The organism is Streptomonospora halophila, assembly GCF_039542725.1.
In the GTDB taxonomy this organism is placed as follows: domain Bacteria; phylum Actinomycetota; class Actinomycetes; order Streptosporangiales; family Streptosporangiaceae; genus Streptomonospora; species Streptomonospora halophila.
Window position 1 is genome coordinate 1 of the sequence record NZ_BAABIK010000075.1, and the last position, 1,451, is coordinate 1,451.

Annotated in this window: 1 protein-coding gene; it reads right to left on the bottom strand. The window is 71.4% G+C overall.

Annotated features, from left to right (window positions below; translation table 11 throughout):
- Positions 1-22 precede the first annotated feature (22 nt).
- Complete coding sequence (locus ABEA15_RS25510) at positions 23-1,225, bottom strand: IS110 family RNA-guided transposase (RefSeq protein WP_345559615.1); 1,203 nt, start codon at positions 1,223-1,225, stop codon at positions 23-25.
- Positions 1,226-1,451: the final 226 nt, after the last annotated feature.

Genomic DNA, 1,451 nt, shown 5'->3' on the forward strand with positions numbered 1-1,451 from the left:
GGGGGGTGCTTCTATGGGTTTGTCAAGCCGCCTGGGCCACCGGCGGTTGGTAGAACGTGCCGTCGCGCAGCATCGCGAACAGGACGTCGCAGCGCCGCCGGGCCAGGCAGAGCAGGGCCTGGTTGTGGTGTTTCCCCTGAGACGTCTTGCGGTCGTAGTAGGCGCGTGAGGGCGGATGGGACAAGGACGCGAACGCCGCCAGGAACAAGGCGCGTTTGAGCTGCTTGTTGCCGCGCCGGGAGGGATGCTCACCGCGTATGGAGCTGCCCGAGGCCCGCGTGGCCGGGGCCAGCCCCGCATACGAGGCCAAGTGGCCCGCTGTGGCGAAGGCCGAGCCGTCGCCGACCTCGATGAGGATGCGCGCTCCGGTCCTGGCCCCGATGCCCGGCATCGAGGTCAGGACCCCCGAAAGAGGGTGGGCCTCCAGCAGCTCCTCGATCTCCGAGGCGACCCGGTCGCGCTGCTGAAGAGTGGTGCGCAGCGACCGGGCGAGGTTGGCGACGACGGTCGCGGCGGCTTCGGTGCCGGCCACGGTCACCGTCTGCTCTTCCAGCGCGGCGAAGACGTCCTCGACCAGGCGGTGGGCCATGCGCGGCGCCTGCGGTCGCAGGAGTTCGACCAGCCGGGAGCGGCCCGCGCGGCGGATCCGCTCCGGGCTGGGGTAGCGCTCCAGCAGCGTCAGCACCGCCGGATGGTCGGCCCGCGGCCCCAGGACGCGCTCCAGTGCGGGGTGGAGTTGGGTGAGCAGGCCGCGCAGCCGGTTGCGGGTGCGGGTGGCGTCGGCGGCCAGGTCGTCGTCGTGGCCGGCCACCATGCTCAGCGCGGCGATCGCCTCGTCGTCGGGCGCCAGATCGCGCAGGGTGCGGGGCATCGCCCGGGCCGCGTCGGCGATCACGGCGGCGTCGCGGGCGTCGGTCTTGGCCTCGCCGGGGTACAGGTCGGCGATGCGGCGCATGGTCAGCCCGGGCAGGTAGGCCACGGCGCAGCCCGCGGCCCGTGCCACGGTCAGGGGCAGGGCGCCGATGGAGGCGGGCTGGTCGACCACGACCAGCACCGTGCCGTGTTCGGCGGTGAGCTTGTCCAGGATCCGGCGGAGTTTGGGTTCGCTGTTGGGCAGTCTGGTGTCCAGGACTTTCTTGCCCGCGGGGGTGAGGGCGTGGGCGTGGTGGTCGCCTTTGCCGACGTCGAGGCCGAGGTAGACGCCGATGTGCTCGGGGGTGTCCATCGTGGTGGTCGCCTATCTGTGCTGTTCCCGGCCGGGCGGGCACCGTCTGCCGTCATCCACATTACGAAGATCCTGCTCAGGGGGCGGATCGTGCTTCTATCAGCGGTCGGTCGGTGCCTTCGGCTCCGGTGACACCACCCCCCGGATCATGGGTGACAGGGGGGACCAGTCATGCCGGGGCCGAAGGCCGGGTGTTCCCTTGCGGAACTGCTCTAGAAGGTAATGG